Genomic DNA, 14,167 nt, shown 5'->3' with positions numbered 1-14,167 from the left:
TCAGGGCTCCCCGCCCGTATCGCGGGCGATCTTGGCGTTGATTTCCTGAATGACCTTCTCGAAATCCTCCGCATGGGAGAAATCGCGATAGACCGAGGCATAGCGCACGAAGGCCACGTCATCGAGGCTCTTCAGCGCTTCCAGAACCTGCAGGCCGATTTCCTCCGAGGAAATCTCGTTCTCGCCGGAGCTTTCGAGCCTGCGGACGATGCCGGAAACGGCCCGCTCGATGCGGTCGTTATCGACAGGCCGCTTGCGCAGCGCGATCTGGAAGGAGCGCACCAGCTTGTTGCGGTCAAAGGGAACCTTGCGGCCGGTCTTCTTGGTGACCATCAGCTCGCGGAGCTGCACCCGCTCGAACGTGGTGAAGCGGCCGCCGCAATCCGGGCAGATGCGCCGCCGGCGGATGGAGGTGGAATCCTCCGCCGGGCGCGAATCCTTGACCTGCGTATCTTCCGAACCGCAATAGGGGCAGCGCATTGCCTCTCCTCAAGAGCCTCTCAGGCTTACTTTTCAGGCTTACATATAGGGATACATGGGGAAGCGGTCGGTGAGCTTCACGACCTTCTCCCGTACAGCGGCCTCGACGGCAGCGTTGCCCTCGTCGGAATTGGCGACCTTGAGGCCATCCAGTACTTCGACGATGAGACGGCCGATCTCGGCGAACTCGGCTTCCTTGAAGCCGCGGGTCGTGCCGGCCGGCGTACCGAGACGGACGCCGGAGGTGACGAAGGGCTTTTCCGGATCGAAGGGGATGCCGTTCTTGTTGCAGGTGACGTAGGCGCGACCAAGGGCAGCCTCGGCGCGCTTGCCGGTGGCGTTCTTCTTGCGCAGGTCCACCAGCATCAGGTGGTTGTCGGTGCCGCCCGAGACGATATCGAGACCGCCTTCGATCAGGGTCGCGGCGAGCGTCTTGGCGTTCTTGACGATCTGCGCGGCGTATTCCTTGAACTCCGGCTGCAGCGCTTCGCCGAAGGCGACCGCCTTGGCGGCGATGATGTGCATCAGCGGACCGCCCTGGAGACCGGGGAAGACCGCCGAGTTGATCTTCTTGGCGATATCCTCGTCATTGGTCATGACGACGCCGCCGCGCGGACCGCGGAGCGACTTGTGGGTCGTGGTGGTCGCGACATGGCAATGGGGGAACGGAGACGGATGCTGGCCACCGGCGACGAGACCGGCGATATGGGCCATGTCGACCATGAGGTACGCCCCGACCGAATCGGCGATCTCGCGGAAGCGCTTCCAGTCCCAGATGCGGGAATAGGCCGTGCCGCCGGCGATGATGAGCTTCGGCTTGTGCTTCAGCGCCTTCTCGGCGACGTCATCCATATCGAGCAGGTGATCGCCTTCGCGAACGCCGTAGGAAACGACATTGAACCACTTGCCGGACATGTTGACCGGCGAACCGTGGGTCAGGTGGCCGCCCGAATTGAGGTCGAGGCCCATGAAGGTATCGCCCGGCTGCAGGAGCGCCAGGAAGACCGCCTGGTTCATCTGCGAACCCGAGTTCGGCTGGACGTTGACGAAATCGACGCCGAAGAGCTTCTTGGCGCGCTCGATCGCCAGTTCCTCGGCGATATCGACGAACTGGCAGCCGCCGTAATAGCGCTTGCCCGGATAGCCTTCGGCATACTTGTTCGTCATGATCGAGCCCTGCGCTTCGAGCACGGCGCGCGAGACGATGTTCTCGGAGGCGATCAGCTCGATCTCATGACGTTGGCGACCGAGTTCCTTCTCGATCGCGCCAAAGATTTCCGGGTCGGATTCTGCAAGCGGACGAGAAAAGAATGCGTCGGTGTTCGACATAGGCTGAGCTCCTCGGAGGCAAGGGAAAGCGTGAGAAACGCGTCTTAACCTTACGGCCTTCTCAGAGCAATACGGGGAACGACATTTGCTCGCTGGAACGCGCGGGCAACAAGCTCGCGGACGAAAAAGCCGCACCTTTTACGATGCGGCTTTGGATGGCTTGGCTGGCTGCGGCGATCTTATTGCGGCAGGAAATCTTCCTCGACAGAACCGGCCGGCTGCTCGATGCCGGTGGTGGTCTGGAGCGCCAGTTCCTGGTTGCCGTCACGCTGGTAAATATCGTCGCGGAACTGCACGACGCGATCCTTGGCGGACCATGCCGTGACGTAGACGATATAGACCGGCACTTCCTGCGCCAGCTTGATCGGATTGTTCTGGCGCGTCGAGATCACCCGTTCGATCTCCTGGCGCGACCAGCCGGGCGTGTCGCGCAGAAGCCAGGTGATGAGATCGCGAACGTTCTGCACGCGGATGCAGCCCGAGGATTCGAAGCGCATCAGCTTGTTGAACAGGCCCTGCTGGGGCGTGTCGTGCATGTATTCGTTGTTCGGGTTATGGAAGTTGATCTTCGTCGAGGCCATGGCGTTGATCTTGCCGGGGTCCTGCCGGAACATCAGGTTCGGCGCCTTGGGGGCGAACCAGTCGACCGTCTCCGGAGCCACTTCCTGGCCCCTGCCGTCGATCAGGCGGATGTTGTTGCGGGTGAGGTAGGTCGGATCCTTGCGCATCAGCGGCACGATGTCCTTCTCGACGATCGAGCGCGGCGCGGTCCAGTAGGGATTGAGGATGACTTCGTAGATCTTCGAGTTGATGGCGTGAGTCGGGCGATCGATACGGCCGACGACAGCGCTGTTGCGCAGTGCGACGCGGTCGTTCTCGACGGCCTCGATATAGGCTGCCGGAATGTTGACCATGACATAGCGGGGTCCGAGATCGCCGGACATGGACTGCAGGCGCACGAGATTGGTCTCGAGCTGGCGCAGGCGCGTATCGGCCGGAATGTTCATGGCCTTCAACGTGTATTCGCCCATCACGCCATCTGCCGGCAGGCCATGGCGGGCCTGGAAGCGCTTGACGGCGCCATCGACGTAGCTGTCGAAGGCGCTGGACATGCCCGCGGAGCGATCGAGGTCGCCGGAAATCGCCAGGCGCTGGCGAAGCTGCTGAACGGCCGGATCGACGGCGCCGATGCGCAGCGTCTGGGCCGGATTGACCTGCGGCCAGCCGCCGTTGGAGACGATCATCTGGTAATCCATGATCGCCTGCTGAATATTGGCGGGACCCGAGGGGCCGAGAACCGGATTGTTGGAGACGACGCTGACGGCCGAACGGGAAACCTTGGCGTCGAACTGGTCGTCCCAGGTGCCGCGGCGCGGCGCGTTGATGAGATCGTCGAGAGCCGATTGCGCAAGCGCCGGCGCGGCAAGCGCGGCAGCCCCGGCGGAGACGGCCGAACGCAGCAGCGAGCGGCGGGAAATAGCTTCAGTTCCGATCTTCTTCGACATCATACTACCCATCTGGTCCCGAGCATTCTTCCAAGCCTACGGGAATATGGTTAACAAACGCGCAACCGGCGCCGCCGGCCGTCCGTCTCTCGATCGAACGCAACGCTTCAAAAGTGCGATTTCGCCGGCTGTTCAATCTTGCCGGTCCCATAGCAATATGGCCAATTCGTGTCAGGTGCCCGGCGCGTCACGTTCGCGTGTATGGGTGTGACTTTTTTGCTCTTTCCGGCCGTCTCGGCGAATGCCGGGCGCGCACGCCGGCCGGCATTCAAGAACGGCGAAAACCGGATGCGCAGGGGACGCATCCGGCTCGCTCTGGAGGTCTTTTTACCCGGCGCCTTTCCCGTGGATGAGGCCGGCGCGGGTTTTGTCATTACAGGCGGTAGAGGATCTGATCGTTCCAGAAGCGGTCGAGGCGCTGCAGGAGCTTGTTCATCTGCGCGAACTCGCCCTCGCCGATGCCGCCGACCTTTTCGATCGAGCCGATGTGGCGCTCATAGAGCCTGGCCACGGTTTCGGCGATATCCTGGCCGGCCGGCGTCAGGCTGATGCGGACCGAGCGGCGATCGATGCGCGAGCGCTGATGGTTGATGAGACCGAGATCGACGAGCTTCTTGACGTTATAGGAAACGTTGGAGCCGAGATAATAGCCGCGGGAGCGCAGCTCGCCTGCCGTCAGTTCCGAATTGCCGATGTTGAAGAGGAGCAGCGCCTGGACGGCGTTGACGTCGTCGCGACCCTGGCGGTCGAACTCGTCCTTGATGACATCCAGAAGGCGGCGGTGGAGACGTTCCACCAGATGCAGCGACTCCATATAGAGGGAGCGGATGGTTTCTTCATGCGGATCAGCAACGGCCGGAGCCTGCGGCTTCAGTTTCGTGTTCATCATGACTGCCTCACTGTTTCGTTTGGCGGTTTCTTTTTTCTTCCGCCTTGAGACAGACCCTATCGAATGCGCTTAAAATTCGAATTAAAACATATACTTAACGAGATATTAACGGATTTTCACCGCGACCGGACCGGGGATGCCCCTCCCCGCCCGGCAAAGTTCCAATCTTTGTTTTTCAATAACTTAGGGGTAATTTCCGAGCCAAATTCCGGCGCGAAAGCTTTAGGTTCAAGGTAAATCAATTCTTACCCGCTCGGCCTTGCGGCGCTCCTCGAGCCACAGAACGAGCCGGAAAAGCACGTAGACGAGCGCGACGAGACCGTGCGTGAGCGACACGAGCATGTTCTGGCCGAAGATCTCCGGCCACATATGATACATCAGAAGCTGGGAGAGAGCGGCAAGCGCCCAGAGCACCGGCCCCCACGATACGGCAAGCCAGAGGCCGAGCGAGGCGACCGGGAAGAGAACGGCAAGCGAGGAGGCCGCTACCTTCCATGGAAGGTTGAGCAGATCGAAACGAGCCTGGCCGTTCAGCGAATAGYCCACCAGCATGCCCCAGTATTGCAGGCCGAACCAGAAGCAGGCGACGGCCACCAGCCTGAGGAAGATGACGAAAAGGATCTCCGTCAGCGTGCGCTTCGGCACGGTAGGTGAATCAGGTTCCATGTCCACACACTATCCGCCATGCCCGCCGATCGCCAGTGCTGGATGAGTGCCGGGCAGCCTGCACGATCGTTCAAGAGCTTCTTCTTCCGGCCTGCTAGGCATCAGCGCCGACAGAAGGAGCAGATATGAGCAATAGCAAGACTTCGCAGATGTCAATCAACCTCGCCGAGAAGCTGGGGCGCATTCCAGACCTCTGGCAGCCGCGCGTCGTGGCCGAGATGAACGATTACCAGTTCAAGCTGGTTCGCATCGAGGGAGACTTCATCTGGCACGATCATCCCGATACGGACGAGACCTTCATCGTGCTCGAAGGAACGCTGCGGATCGATTTCCGCGACGGCAGCGTCCATGTGCGGCCTGGGGAAATGTTCGTGGTGCCGAAGGGCGTCCAGCACAAGCCTTTTGCCGAAAAGGAAGTGAGGATGATGCTGATCGAGCCCCGGGGCACGCTGAACACCGGCCAGGAAGGCGGAGAACGCACGGCGCAGAACGACCTCTGGATTTGAGCGTGTTCCGCTCCGGCCGCCGGGCTTGCGGCGATCGCGCGCATTCGCAAAGCGGCCGGCTGCGTGATATGGAGCGGAACGACGTATTCAAATGATGAGGCAGTTCCATGGACAAGACGCACCTGGTGGACGAGATCACCGGCCATCGCCGCATGCGGCGCAACCGCAAGGCAGACTGGACGCGGCGGATGGTGCAGGAGAACCGGCTGACAGTGGACGACCTCATCTGGCCGATCTTTATCGTTCCGGGCACCGGGATCGTCGATCCGATCGCCGCCATGCCGGGCGTCAGCCGCATGAGCATCGACAAGGCGGTGGAGGCAGTGAAGGAAGCGGCCGATCTCGGCATTCCTGCGATCGCGACCTTCCCGGACATCGAAATGGAGCTGCGCGACGAGACCGGCTCCAACAGCCTTGTCGCCGACAATCTCATCAACAAGGCGACCGCGGCGATCAAGAAGGCCGTGCCGAACATCGGCATCATCACCGACGTGGCGCTCGACCCCTTCACCAGCCACGGCCATGACGGCATCCTGCGCGACGGCGAAATCGTCAACGACGAGACGGTGGACCAGGTCGTCAGGGCGGCCGTCRTGCAGGCGGATGCGGGCGCCGACATCATCGCGCCTTCGGAAATGATGGACGGCCGCATCGGCGCGATCCGCCGCGGGCTCGACGCCGCCGGCCACCAGAATGTCGGCATCATGTCCTATGCGACGAAATTCTCCTCCGGCTTCTACGGGCCCTATCGCGAGGCGATCAACACAAGCGGCCTCCTGAAGGGCGACAAGAACAGCTATTACATCAGCCCCGCCAACGGCACGGAAGCGCTGCGCGATGCCGCCCTCGATGTGGAGGAAGGCGCCGACATGCTGATGGTGAAGCCCGGCATCGCCTATCTCGACATCTGCTGGCGCATCAAGGAAGCCTTCGGCCTGCCGGTCTTCGCCTATCAGGTTTCGGGCGAATACACGCAGATCAAGGCAGCCGCTATGAACGGCTGGATCGACGGCGAGCGGATCATGATGGAGACGCTGCTCTGTTTCAAGCGGGCCGGCTGCGACGGCATCCTTACCTATTTCGCCGTGGATGTGGCGAAGAAACTGGCAAAGGGCGGCTGAACCTTGCGGATGGGGGCACTTCTTCCCATATTCCGATCGATAAACGGAGATATGCGACGATGAGCCTCGACCCGAACCCCGCCTATACCGCACCGGAGGACTGGCGCGCCTATAGCGGCGTTCTTTCCCGCCGGGTGTTCGCTTTCATCATCGACTATCTGATCGTGGGGCTCTTGTGGATTCCCGCCGCCGTGGTGGTCTTCTTCCTGGGCATCATCACGCTCGGGCTCGGCTGGTTCCTCTATCCGGTGCTCTACGTGGTCGTGGCACTGCTCTATTTCGGCCTGACGCTCGGCGGGCCGAGCCAGGCCACCCCCGGTATGCGCGTCATGGGCATAGCACTGATGCGCGTGGACGGACGTCCCATGGATTTCCTCACCGCCGTGGTGCACATGGTGCTCTTCTGGATCTTCAATTCGGTGCTGACGCCGCTGATCCTGCTGGCCGGCCTCTTCCTCGAGCGCTCGCGGCTCGTCCATGACCTGCTGCTCGGCACCGTGATGGTACGCACGAACTGATCCGGCCTCCGGGTCCCGCCGAGGCTCGGCCCGGAAATATTCGTGCAGGGGCCACCGTCCCCTAAAGGGCATGGTTGACCTTTTTCCATTCTGCGCCATGGTATGAACAGTATGTGACATAGACGGGACCGGTCGCGACGCGATGAACACCCAGACGACGCCTTCACCGCAGTTCTATCTGACGGCTCCGGCAGCGTGTCCCTACCTCCCCGGCGAAATGGAGCGCAAGGTTTTCACCCATCTCGTCGGCCCGCGCGCAGCCGAGATGAACGACCTCTTGACGCAGGGCGGCTTCCGGCGTTCCCAGAACATCGCCTATCGTCCGGCCTGCGAGGCCTGCCGGGCCTGCGTTTCCGTGCGTATCCTCGCCAACGACTTCCGCCCCACCCGCTCTATGCGGCGGGTGCTTTCCGATAATCGCGACATTATCGCCACCGTCTATCCGGCGCAGCCTTCCACCGAACAGTTCTCGCTCTTCCGGAGCTATCTGGACGAACGGCACCAGCGGGGCGGCATGTCGGACATGTCGGCGCTCGACTATGCGATCATGGTGGAGGACACGCACGTCAACACTCGGGTGATCGAATACCGCCTTCGCCAGCCGGGCTCGGGCATCAGCGAACAGCCGCGCGGGGAACTGCTCGCCGTCGCGCTCACCGACATGATGAGCGACGGGCTTTCGATGGTCTATTCCTTCTTCAATCCCGAGGCCGAGAGTCGCTCGCTCGGCACGTTCATGATCCTCGACCACATCAACCGCACCAGGACGCTCGGCCTGCCGCATGTCTATCTCGGATACTGGGTGAAGGGGTCGGCGAAAATGGGCTACAAGACCCGCTTCCAGCCGCAGGAGCACCTAACGCCGCGCGGCTGGGAACGTTTCGACGCCGCCAGGGAAGACTGACAACTCATGAACGACCACAAGAAGGGCCTCGTGCTCACCACGATCGGCGGGCTCGCGCTCTCCTTCGACGTGCCGCTGGTGCGGCTCGGCCATGGCGAACTCTGGTCCACGATCGCGCTTCGCAGCGCCGTCACCTTCGCCGCAAGCCTGCTCCTGTGGTTCGTCATCCGCCGCTTCAGTTCGGCGCGGCCGCCGTTGCTGCCGGGCAAGGCGGGGCTGCTCGCCGGCCTCTGCTACGGACTTTCTACCATGACCTTCCTCGGCGCGGTCTTCCATACGGCAACCGCCAACGTGGTGTTCATCGTCGCCTTCACGCCGATGTTCGCCGCGCTGCTCGGCTGGCTTTTCCTGCGCGAGGCGCCCTCGATCTCCACGCTCGTCACCATGCTGCTGATGCTGATGGGTGTCGGGCTTATCGTCTCCGGCGGCATGGCGGGCGGACATCTCCTCGGCGACGCGCTGGCGGCGCTGACATCGCTGCTGCTTGCAGGCGCCATCACCATCGGGCGGGCGACGCGCATCGAAATGGGCTTCGTGCCGCTGGTGGCGACCGCCCTTCCGGCGCTCACCAGCCTCTTCTTCGTGGCAACAAACGGCTTTTCCGTGGAGGYGCCATTCTGGGTCGCCTTCGACGGCGCCGTGATGATCCCGCTCGCCTTCTGGTGTCTCGCGACCGGCCCGCGCTATCTCTCCGGCCCGGAAGTCGGCATGTTCTACCTGCTCGAAACCATCCTCGCGCCGATCTGGGTGTGGATGATCTTTGCCGAGGTGCCGGCCGCGCGAACGCTTCTCGGCGGCGCAATTCTCATCCTTGCGCTTATCGGCTATTCGGTGTGGCAGATGCGGCGGACGACAAACGGCAGCACCGTTGCACCGGCGCCGCCAGCTTGCACCTAATCATCCCGCGAACTTGCCGCTTCTCGGGAAACCCTTCGGAACGACGCGGCCGGCGGCGGCTCGGTCGCCCATCCATTCCAGGAGCTCGTCCTTGTTGCGCGTGAAGGAGCGGCCGGCACTGTCTTCCCAGGAAAGGCCGTCGGCCATCGCAAAGCACTTGATGTCGGAGATGCCGCCATCCTTGTAGCGCTGCAGGCGCACGCCCTTGCCGCGCGTCATCTCCGGAAGCTGCGCGAGCGGGAAGACCAGCATCTTGCGGTTTTCGCCGACGACGGCGACATGGTCGCCCGTTACCGGAACGACAAGCTTCGCCTCATCGGGCATCACGACATTCATGACCTGCTTGCCCTTGCGGGTGTTGGCGATCATCTCGCTCTCGGCCACGATGAAGCCATAGCCGGCGGTGGAGGCCACCACGACCTTGCGGGACGGGTCATGCACGAAGGCGGTCAGGATATCCTGATCGTTCTCCATGTCGACCATGATGCGGACGGGCTCGCCGTGGCCCCGGCCGCCGGGAAGCTTGTCGCCGCCGAGCGTGTAGACCTTGCCGCCGGTGGTGACGAGCAGCAGCTTGTCGGTCGTCTGCGCCGGGAAAGCGAGCTTCAGGGCGTCRCCTTCCTTGAAGGTGAGCGCGGCCGTATCGGAGATGTGCCCCTTCAGCGCGCGAATCCAGCCCTTCTCCGAGATGACGACGGTGATCGGCTCCTTCTCGATCATCGCCTGCTGGATGGCCTCGATATCGGCATCCGGCGCCTCGGCGAACTGTGTGCGGCGACGGCCGAGCTCGGTCGCCTTGGCGTATTTCTTCTTTACGTCCTGTATCTCGACCTCGATCACCCGCCACTGCTTGTCGTCGGAAGCGAGCAGCGCTTCGATATCCGCCTTCTCCTTGGTGAGGTTGTCGTGCTCGGTGCGGATTTCGAATTCCTCGAGCTTGCGCAAGGCGCGCAGCCGCATGTTGAGGATCGCCTCGACCTGAATGTCTGTGAGCGACCAGCGCTCCATCATCACCGGCTTCGGCTCGTCCTCCTCGCGGATGATGCGGATCACCTCATCGATGTTAAGATAGGCGACAAGCAGGCCGCCGAGGATTTCCAGACGCCGGTCGATCGCCGCGAGACGATGACGCGAACGGCGGACCAACACGTCCTTGCGGTGTGCCAGCCACTCGATCAGCACTTCACCGAGGCCCATCACCTTCGGCACGCGCCCCAGCGAGAGCACATTCATGTTGAGGGGGATACGGCTTTCAAGCTCGGTCAGCTTGAAGAGCGATTCCATCAGAAGCGTCGCGTCGACCGTGCGGCTCTTCGGCACCAGCACGATACGGATATCTTCGGCAGACTCGTCGCGAATATCTTCCAGGAGCGGCAGCTTGCGGGCGATCAGCAGTTCGGCGATCTTCTCGATCAGCCGCGACTTCTGAACCTGGAAGGGGATTTCGGTGACGACGATCTGATAACCGCCGCGGCCAAGATCCTCCGTCTCCCACTTGGCGCGCACGCGGAACCCGCCGCGGCCGGTCTTGTAGGATTCGATGATCTGCTCACGGCTGTCGATGATGATGCCGCCGGTCGGCAGGTCCGGACCGGGCACGAACTCCACCAGTTTTTCGACCGTCGCATCCGGATGCTTGATGAGGTGCAGCGCCGCGTCGCATAGCTCATGAGCATTGTGCGGCGGGATGGAGGTCGCCATGCCGACTGCGATGCCCGACGAGCCGTTCGCCAGGAGGTTCGGAAAGGCGCCCGGCAGCACGACCGGCTCGGAATTGGATTCGTCGTAGGTATCGCGGAAGTCCACCGCATCCTGATCGATGCCCTCGAGCAGGAGCTCGGCGACGTCGGTCATCTTGGACTCGGTGTAACGCATGGCGGCGGGGCTATCGCCGTCGATATTGCCGAAGTTCCCCTGGCCGTTGACGAGCGGATAGCGCAGCGAGAAATCCTGCGCGAGGCGCGCCAGCGCATCGTAAATCGACTGATCGCCATGGGGATGGTAGTTACCCATCACCTCGCCGACGATCTTGGCGCATTTGCGGAATGCGGCATTCGGGCGAAGACCCATCTCGCTCATGGCGTAGACGATGCGGCGGTGGACCGGCTTCAGCCCGTCGCGCACATCCGGCAGGGCGCGCTGCGTGATGGTGGAGAGCGCATAGGAAAGGTAACGCTCCTCGAGCGCTGCCTTGAGGTCGACCGGAAGAATATTGTCGCCACCCTCACCGCCGGGCGGAGGCGTAAGATTTTGTCCCATGGGCCTTGACTATCGGAAAGCCTGATTCCCGGCAAGAATTGCGGGGGATCATACTGTGGATGAAAGGCGGTTCCGCGGCTCGCGCTTCCCATCGCCGTCACATTTAACTGCGACCTTTGGCGGGAACAAAGAACTGGACCTGTTCGAGGCCGCCTATATAAGGTCGCCTTCCTATATGACACGCGGGCAGCGCCCGCCAGGAGGAATTCAAGATGTATTCCAACACGGCCCGGCTCCTGCTTGCCGGCGCGGCCTTCAGCATTCTTTCCGGTCCCGCCTTCGCGCTGGATGGAAACGACCTTCTCAACAAGCTCAATGCGGCCATGAAGCTGCAGGGCGGCGCGGTTACCGCCCGCTCGGTCGATGTGCAGGGCTCGAACGTGACGCTGACGGGCGCGGCCTTCCAGCCAACCGGCGGTCCCGAAAGCCTGCCGCTCGGCGATATCACGCTGGAAGACGTGGAAGAAGCCGATGGCGGCTACCGCATCGAAACGGTCACGTTCCCGAACATCAACTTCAGCGAGGACAAGACCGTCGTAACCGTGTCGGACATCTCCATCAGCGGTGTCTCCATTCCGGCCGAAGCGACGGGCGAATCGCTCGACACCCTGCTGCTTTATGAAGACTTCCGTATGGGCCCGCTGAATGTCAGCCTCGATGGAAAAAATCTCTTTTCCGTCGCCCGAACGGAATTCAACTCGACGATCCCCGCGGACAAATCATCGATCCAGTTCAGCGGAGAGATGACCGGCCTGAAGGCCGACCTCTCCACGCTTCCGGATGCCAAGACGYAAGAGGCCGTCAATGAGCTTCGAGTTACCACGCTCGACGGCAAAGTGAACCTGGCAGGCCGCTGGGAACTCGCGCCGGGCACGCTCGAGATCACCGAATACACGGTGGATTTCGCCAATGTCGGCAAGCTCGATTTCCCCTTCAGCTTCTCCGGCTACACGCTCCAGTTCCTGAAATCCGTTCAGGAAACGACAGCGGCCATGGAGGCAAACCCCAACAAGGAGGAGGCCCAGCAGGCGGCGAACCTCGCCATGCTGGGGCTGATGCAGCAGCTTACCTTCAACAGCGCCGAAATCCGTTTCGAGGATGCCGGCATCACCGGGCGCGCGCTCGACTTTGCCGGCAAGCAGCAGGGCGTCTCCGGCAAGGACATGGCGCAGATGGTGAAGGCCATGGCGCCGCTTATGCTGGCGCAGCTGAACGTGCCCGCGCTGCAGAACATGGTGAGCTCGGCGATCAACACCTATATCGACAATCCGCAAAAACTGACGATCAGCGCGAAGCCGGAAAAACCGGTCCCCTTCCCGATGATCATGGGAGCGGCGATGGGTGCGCCGAACACTCTGCCGGAGGTCCTCGGCGTCACGGTAACGGCGAACGAATAGGCTGCCTCTGCCAGAGAGTTTGAATCAATAAGCCCCCGCAATCACTTGCGGGGGCTTTCTTTTTTCAATGGCCGGTGGATGGCGCGAAAGCCGCATGTTCCTTGTCGTGCAGAGCGAAGCGGTCGATCATGCTGGCGCTCGCCTCGTTGACGCCGCGCACGGTGACCTCGACGCCGCGACGGCGGAATTTCAGCACGACGTCATCAAGGGCGCCAACGGCCGAGATATCCCATAAATGGGCTTCGGTGACGTCGATCACGACCTTCTTCACGGCCTCCTCGAAATCGAAGGACTTCACGAGGCTTTCGGTCGAGGCGAAGAATATCTGTCCATCCACGTGATAGATGCGCGTGGTTCCATCTTCGGTGGATTCCGAGCGGACATGGAACAGGCGCGCGACCTTGCCGGCGAAGAAGACGCCCGAAAGAAGCACGCCGACGAGCACGCCCTTGGCGAGGTCGTGGGTCGCCACGACGGTGATGACCGTCGCCAGCATGACGATTGAGGACGGCAGCGGATTATGGCGAAGGTCACGGATCGAGCGCCACGAGAAGGTGCCGATCGAGACCATGATCATCACCGCCACCAGAGCGGCCATCGGGATGATGCGGACGAGATCATCCAGCACCAGGATGAGGAAGAGCAGGAACGCCCCAGCCACGAAGGTGGAAAGCCTTCCGCGGCCGCCCGACGAAACATTGATGACCGACTGGCCGATCATGGCACAGCCACCCATGCCGCCGATCAGGCTGGAGGCGATGTTGCCGAGGCCCTGCCCCACACATTCCTGACTCTTGTTACTTGTCGTATCGGTCATGTCGTCGACGATCTTGGCCGTCAGCAGGGATTCGAGCAGGCCCACAGCGGCAAGCGCCAGCGAATAGGGGAAGATGATCTGCAGCGTTTCCCAGGTCAGCGGAACGGCCGGCAACGCGAAAACAGGCAGCGCCGACGGCAATTCGCCGAGATCGCCGACGGTGCGGATATCCATGCCGAGAAAGACCGAAACGCCGGTGAGAACCGCGATCGCGACCAAAGGCGACGGAATGGCCTTTGTGACGCGCGGAAAGAGATAAATGATCGCGAGACCCGCAGCGATCATGACATAGGTCTTTACGGGCACGCCGATCAATTCCGGCAGCTGCGCCATGAAGATGAGGATCGCCAGCGCATTCACGAAGCCGGTCATTACCGATTTGGAGACGAAGCGCATGACGCGGCCGAGCTTGGCGAAGCCCGCCAGTATCTGCAGAAGGCCCATCAGCAGCGTGGCGGCGAAAAGATACTGCAGCCCATGATCGCGGACCAGCGTGACCATCAGCACGGCCGTGGCAGCCGTTGCTGCGGAGATCATGCCCGGCCGGCCGCCCGTGAAGGCCGAAACGCAGGCGATCGCGAAGGAGGCGAACAGGCCGACCTTGGGATCGACGCCGGCGATGACCGAAAAGCCGATCGCTTCGGGAATGAGAGCGAGGGCGACGACGATGCCTGAAAGAATATCGGCACGAATGTTGGAAAACCATTCGCGCTTGTAAATGGAAAGACGGTTCATATCTGGATTTTTCGCAAAAGGACGCATCGGCCGGGTAAGGTCGCGGCTGTGGATCTATCGATGCCTTGCGTTGTCTGGCGGATCGGCGGCCAGAAGAGCCACCCGGGAATCTCACCCAGGTCCTTGTGAGTAGCCGTTCTATAA

The 14,167-nt window shown here is 62.0% G+C and carries 13 protein-coding genes and 1 other annotated feature; of the genes, 6 read left to right on the top strand and 7 right to left on the bottom strand.

Features of this window, described 5'->3' with window-relative positions:
• The 5 genes from nrdR to LCM4573_RS22595 form a co-directional block, all read right to left on the bottom strand.
• Positions 1–480, bottom strand: a complete 480-nt coding sequence (gene nrdR / locus LCM4573_RS22620) for a transcriptional regulator NrdR (protein ID WP_046792820.1) — start codon at positions 478–480, stop codon at positions 1–3.
• A gap of 39 nt (positions 481–519) precedes the next feature.
• Positions 520–1,809 (bottom strand): serine hydroxymethyltransferase, encoded by a 1,290-nt coding sequence (glyA, locus tag LCM4573_RS22615; protein ID WP_071008675.1) that lies wholly within the window; start codon positions 1,807–1,809, stop codon positions 520–522.
• Positions 1,810–1,988: 179 nt separating this feature from the next.
• Entirely contained in the window at positions 1,989–3,314 is a 1,326-nt protein-coding gene (locus tag LCM4573_RS22610; protein ID WP_071009206.1) for a murein L,D-transpeptidase, read from the bottom strand.
• 373 nt (positions 3,315–3,687) lie between these two features.
• Positions 3,688–4,200 carry a transcriptional regulator LdtR gene (gene ldtR / locus LCM4573_RS22600; RefSeq protein WP_046793039.1) on the bottom strand — a complete coding sequence of 171 codons (513 nt, stop codon included), beginning with the start codon at positions 4,198–4,200 and terminating at the stop codon, positions 3,688–3,690.
• Positions 4,201–4,431: 231 nt separating this feature from the next.
• A complete protein-coding gene (locus LCM4573_RS22595) occupies positions 4,432–4,869 on the bottom strand; it encodes a DUF6163 family protein (protein WP_071008673.1) in 438 nt (145 codons plus the stop codon).
• 125 nt (positions 4,870–4,994) lie between these two features.
• On the opposite strand from LCM4573_RS22595, the gene LCM4573_RS22590 reads away from it, so the two are divergent.
• The 5 genes from LCM4573_RS22590 to LCM4573_RS22570 all read left to right on the top strand — a co-directional run bounded on the left by LCM4573_RS22590 (position 4,995) and on the right by LCM4573_RS22570 (position 8,815).
• On the top strand, positions 4,995–5,375 hold the full coding sequence (locus tag LCM4573_RS22590; RefSeq protein ID WP_071008672.1) for a cupin domain-containing protein: 381 nt from the start codon (positions 4,995–4,997) through the stop codon (positions 5,373–5,375).
• A 107-nt stretch (positions 5,376–5,482) separates the two neighbouring features.
• Positions 5,483–6,496 (top strand): porphobilinogen synthase, encoded by a 1,014-nt coding sequence (gene hemB / locus LCM4573_RS22585; protein ID WP_071008671.1) that lies wholly within the window; start codon positions 5,483–5,485, stop codon positions 6,494–6,496.
• 59 nt (positions 6,497–6,555) lie between these two features.
• Entirely contained in the window at positions 6,556–7,014 is a 459-nt protein-coding gene (locus LCM4573_RS22580; protein ID WP_071008670.1) for an RDD family protein, read from the top strand.
• A gap of 142 nt (positions 7,015–7,156) precedes the next feature.
• A complete protein-coding gene (locus LCM4573_RS22575; protein ID WP_071008669.1) occupies positions 7,157–7,918 on the top strand; it encodes an arginyltransferase in 762 nt (253 codons plus the stop codon).
• 6 nt (positions 7,919–7,924) lie between these two features.
• On the top strand, positions 7,925–8,815 hold the full coding sequence (locus LCM4573_RS22570; protein ID WP_071008668.1) for a DMT family transporter: 891 nt from the start codon (positions 7,925–7,927) through the stop codon (positions 8,813–8,815).
• Here LCM4573_RS22570 and parC read toward each other — a convergent pair whose 3' ends face one another.
• On the bottom strand, positions 8,816–11,074 hold the full coding sequence (gene parC / locus LCM4573_RS22565) for a DNA topoisomerase IV subunit A (RefSeq protein WP_071008667.1): 2,259 nt from the start codon (positions 11,072–11,074) through the stop codon (positions 8,816–8,818).
• A gap of 212 nt (positions 11,075–11,286) precedes the next feature.
• Here parC and LCM4573_RS22560 point away from each other — a divergent pair, with 212 nt between their 5' ends.
• Entirely contained in the window at positions 11,287–12,471 is a 1,185-nt protein-coding gene (locus LCM4573_RS22560) for a hypothetical protein (RefSeq protein WP_071008666.1), read from the top strand.
• 64 nt (positions 12,472–12,535) lie between these two features.
• Here the strand turns inward: LCM4573_RS22560 and LCM4573_RS22555 are convergent, their stop codons facing one another.
• Positions 12,536–14,023: a SulP family inorganic anion transporter gene (locus LCM4573_RS22555; RefSeq protein WP_071008665.1), complete on the bottom strand. Its 1,488-nt coding sequence runs from the start codon at positions 14,021–14,023 to the stop codon at positions 12,536–12,538.
• 68 nt (positions 14,024–14,091) lie between these two features.
• Positions 14,092–14,149 (bottom strand) — a sequence feature (sul1 is cis-regulatory element that is thought to sense ions involved in sulfur or methionine metabolism; They are found in Alphaproteobacteria).
• Between the last annotated feature and the right edge of the window lie 18 nt (positions 14,150–14,167).

This window comes from Rhizobium sp. LCM 4573, assembly GCF_001854865.1.
Taxonomy (GTDB): domain Bacteria; phylum Pseudomonadota; class Alphaproteobacteria; order Rhizobiales; family Rhizobiaceae; genus Neorhizobium.
Note: the sequence above shows the minus strand (reverse complement) of the source record. Positions and strands in the feature narration are given on the sequence as shown.

Bases quoted from the DNA above. Each gene is read 5' to 3' on its own strand.
- nrdR (WP_046792820.1), bottom strand. From the start codon at position 480: ATGCGCTGCCCCTATTGCGGTTCGGAAGATACGCAGGTCAAGGATTCG.
- glyA (WP_071008675.1), bottom strand. From the start codon at position 1,809: ATGTCGAACACCGACGCATTCTTTTCTCGTCCGCTTGCAGAATCCGAC.
- LCM4573_RS22610 (WP_071009206.1), bottom strand. From the start codon at position 3,314: ATGTCGAAGAAGATCGGAACTGAAGCTATTTCCCGCCGCTCGCTGCTG.
- ldtR (WP_046793039.1), bottom strand. From the start codon at position 4,200: ATGAACACGAAACTGAAGCCGCAGGCTCCGGCCGTTGCTGATCCGCAT.
- LCM4573_RS22590 (WP_071008672.1), top strand. From the start codon at position 4,995: ATGAGCAATAGCAAGACTTCGCAGATGTCAATCAACCTCGCCGAGAAG.
- LCM4573_RS22580 (WP_071008670.1), top strand. From the start codon at position 6,556: ATGAGCCTCGACCCGAACCCCGCCTATACCGCACCGGAGGACTGGCGC.
- LCM4573_RS22575 (WP_071008669.1), top strand. From the start codon at position 7,157: ATGAACACCCAGACGACGCCTTCACCGCAGTTCTATCTGACGGCTCCG.
- LCM4573_RS22555 (WP_071008665.1), bottom strand. From the start codon at position 14,023: ATGAACCGTCTTTCCATTTACAAGCGCGAATGGTTTTCCAACATTCGT.